4 protein-coding genes are annotated in these 3,844 nt (G+C 37.2%); all 4 read left to right on the forward strand.

Annotated elements, in window-relative coordinates; genetic code table 11:
* Positions 1–704 precede the first annotated feature (704 nt).
* Positions 705–1,091: a hypothetical protein gene (locus AACZ30_RS13315; protein ID WP_339649953.1), complete on the forward strand. Its 387-nt coding sequence runs from the start codon at positions 705–707 to the stop codon at positions 1,089–1,091.
* A gap of 705 nt (positions 1,092–1,796) precedes the next feature.
* On the forward strand, positions 1,797–2,585 hold the full coding sequence (locus AACZ30_RS13320; RefSeq protein WP_339649955.1) for a histidine kinase: 789 nt from the start codon (positions 1,797–1,799) through the stop codon (positions 2,583–2,585).
* Positions 2,578–3,210, forward strand: coding sequence for a response regulator transcription factor (locus tag AACZ30_RS13325; protein WP_339649958.1), 633 nt, complete (start codon positions 2,578–2,580; stop codon positions 3,208–3,210). The genes AACZ30_RS13320 and AACZ30_RS13325 overlap by 8 nt, the downstream gene beginning before the upstream one ends.
* 251 nt (positions 3,211–3,461) lie before the next feature.
* Positions 3,462–3,844 (forward strand): GNAT family N-acetyltransferase (locus tag AACZ30_RS13330; RefSeq protein ID WP_339649959.1); only part of this gene is annotated, 383 nt, incomplete at its 3' end.

The raw sequence follows: 3,844 nt of genomic DNA on the forward strand, positions 1-3,844 counted from the left end.
TGACGACACTTTTTTGCCCCAAAACACTTTAGCTAACTAAAATGACTATGTCAAATGTAGAAGATAAGTACGCTCGTCACAAGGGGAAAAATCCCCTTTCTTCAGAACGTCATGCTGAATTTATTTCAGCATCTAGGTTGAATTAACCCTTGAACACCAAACAGACAACTTACCAAGAACAGATTGCCACGTCAGCCAGTGCTTCCTCGCAATGACGTTGCTTTTTTTGCCGTCATCGCGAGTGAGGAACGAGCGCGGCGATCTTTTGTTTGAAATGAGCCGTCACTTCGAGTGTTCCGACGCTAGTCGGAAAGTATCGAGAAGTGCAATGAAGTTAGAACTTCTAATAGTTCTCGATAAAGCCTTATTTGCGCTATCGCTTAATTAAAGCCACTCGAACTGACGGCGGGCGAGAACTGGCAACCGAGAACTCATTCAGAACAGATTGCCACGTCGGCTAACGCCTCCTCGCAATGACGAAAAATATTCGTGTATTCGTGGCAAAAAAACAACAAACCTTAAACCTCGAACAATAAACACCAAACTGCAAACCACACGCTTAACCGGATTAACCGAAAACAGAAAACTCACAACTGAGAATCGACAACCGAAAAAACAACTGACAACCAAAGATTTGCCAAAATGAAAAATTCTCCTAAATTTACCTTAACAAAAAATTAAGTTTTTAACCAACCAGCTTAAGAATGAAAAAACCAAAAAAATGTATTAGCGTTGAAGAGGCGCGTAAAGAACAGGACGAATGGGTGAAAACCCGTGGGAAAGACATCAGGGAAGCAGAGGGTTATGAAGATACCCGCGAATTCTGGTATAGCCTGGACGAATTACAGGAATACCTGGATTATGTTCGTGAAAAATCAAAGGAGCAGGGGGTAGAAAAACCGGGGATTCGGTTTTATTTAGGAGCTTATCCTAAAACCAAGGAGAAAAAAAGTTATACTACCATGTTTCTGTCCCCCACCAAAGAAGCTAAGGGTGAAACGGAAACTGCACAGGAAGACTCTGACCCTAATAATTATGAAATTGAGCCATATAATACAATTGGCTCGGGCTGGCCTCCAATGGAATATTAATGCAAGATTTTAGATTCCTGGTATTTTTACTTGAGGGTATTGCGGCCATATGCGGCTTATATTTTTACCAGAAAAACCCAGCCGATAAAGCGGTTGGGTTTTTTTCGTATTTTCTGTTGCTAACATTCTTTGTTGAAAGTATAGGATTATTTCCGGCTGCAATCTACTGGAATGAAGAATTACATTTTCTAAAGCAAACTTTTTTGTACAGAACTTATTGGTTATATAATCCTTATTTGATTATAAGTTTTGTTGTTTATATACTCTTTTTTAAGTGGAATATTTCAAATAATAAAACCAGAAAATTTATTGATAAAGCTTTGCTCTTATATGTGATAATCTGTATTGCCAATTTAATATTTTCAGATGTATTTCTTCAGAGTAATTCCGTAGTTACTTATTTATTAGGTAGTTTTTTTCTGCTGGGAGTTATTTTCTATTATTACTTTGAAATTTTACTGAGTTCTAAAATTCTAAATATTAAAAGAGAAATCAGTTTCTATATTTCCTTTTCAGCACTTTTGTACTTCTTAACCACTACGCCTATTTTTATTTATTTTAAATATTTTAATGATAAAAGCCCGGAATTTGTAGAACTCAGTAGTTTGGTTATGATTGCAATGAATATATTTATGTACGGTTCCTATAGCATTGCCTTTTTATGGCTCTCGAACATGAATAAATCATCTTCTAAGAATATAACAAATGCTTTCTAAAGAAGAAATTTTACTTATCATCTATTTTGTGGTAGTTATTCTACTACTAACGGCCTTTGTGATCGTTTTTTTTGTGGTGTACCAACGGCGTAAAAATAAAATGCTGCAAGAACAATTTGAGGCTAAACAGCGTTTTGAGCGGGAAATTTCGCAATCGCGTTTAGAAATGCAGGAACAAACCTTAAAGAATGTTGGTTGGGAATTGCACGATAATATTGGTCAGTTACTTTCTGTTGCTAATATGCAGTTGAATATCTTTTCCAGAAACCTACCTGAAGCCGAGAAAGCTTCAGCTTTAGAAATTAAAGAAACCGTGGCAAATTCGCTTCAGGAAGTGCGTTCGCTCTCAAAGTCCTTAAACAACCAGGTAATTGGTTACGCCGGTTTGGTGGTTTCTGTAGAAAATGAACTGGCAAGGTTTCAGCGTATGGGCGTTATTGAAACGGAATTGAAAGTAACCGGTGAAAAACAGGAAATTCCGCAGCAACACAGCATAATTTTATTCAGGATACTTCAGGAATTCTTTTCTAATGTGATCAAGCACGCGAAGGCTTCAGCATTAAGTGTTCATATTAGTTTTACTTCCGAAGAAATCATCATTACTGCAAAAGATAACGGGATGGGATTTGATATGGAAGGGGTAAAGAAGAATTCAGGGTTATTCAACATGGAAAGCAGGGCAGCGCTGATACAGGCAAAGTTTGAGATGGAAACTTCTATAGGCGCGGGAACTTCCTTATCTTTACGTTATTCTTTAATGGGGCAACAAGATGAATAATACCATAGCAATTGTAGACGATCACACTTTATTTTCACAATCTTTAAAAAACCTGGTGAATTCTTTTGAGAATTACGAGGTTAATGGCGTGCATAAAAACGGGCAGGAACTGGTGACTCAATTTAAAGCCAACCAGCCTAAACCTGATTTAGTGTTGTTGGATATTAGAATGCCAATAATGGATGGCCCTGAAACGATGGCCTGGCTTAAAGAGAATTTTCCTGACCAAAAGGTTTTGGCGCTTACTATGGAAGACGATGAGGAAACCGTGACTTATATGGTGAAATTGGGATGTCGCGGGTATTTGCTAAAAGATATAGATCCAGATGAGTTTAAGTTTGCCATGGATGAGGTGATTAAGGAAGGCTTTTTTTATAGCGATGCGGTTTCTGAAGCCATTAAAAATAAGGATAAAGAAAATAAACTGGTAAACCTTACTAAACGCGAACTGGAATTTCTTAGCCTGGCCTGTTCTGAAATGACCTATAAAGAAGTGGCTAACGAAATGAACCTTAGTCCGAAGACTATAGACGGATATCGTGAAAGTCTGTTTCATAAACTAAACGTAAGAAGCCGTACCGGCTTGGTGCTATACGCCATTAAGCATAGAATTTTGTTGTTGTAAGCTTTTTGCATCTTCATTTTAACGTCATGCTGAACTTGTTTCAGCATCTAACATGAAATCTAGTTAAGCTCTCCTTAGACCCTGAAATAATCCCGAAGCGTCGGGACAGGGTGACGATTAACTAGAACAAAGATTGAAATTGTAAAAGGTAATTAGTCAAAATAACTATTCGCGAATTCGTCCCAAATCACTTTGCTATTTTTAATAGATAACTTTCTGCTGTATCTTCGCAATCTCAAAAAAATAATGTCGTGAACGAAACTCCCAAAATTGAACTTCGAAATTTAAAGCTTAAAGATTATCAGGAACTCAAGGTTTCTATGATAAAGAGCTACCAGAAAATGCCAGAGGAATACTGGAGTAAAGATGAAATTAGGAACCTGGTTAATAAGTTTCCCGAAGGGCAGTTTTGTATAATTATAGATAATAAAATAGCCGGCTGTGCACTTTCTATTATTATAGATTCAAAAAAGTTTGATGAAGATCATACTTACGATGAAATAATTGGTGGTGAAAATTTTTCTACCCACACTAAGAACGGCGATATTTTATACGGAATAGATGTTTTTATTCATCCCGATTACCGCGGAATGCGCCTGGGAAGACGTTTATACGAAGCCCGAAAAGAGGTTTG

The organism is uncultured Salegentibacter sp., assembly GCF_963972535.1.
In the GTDB taxonomy this organism is placed as follows: Bacteria; Bacteroidota; Bacteroidia; order Flavobacteriales; family Flavobacteriaceae; genus Salegentibacter.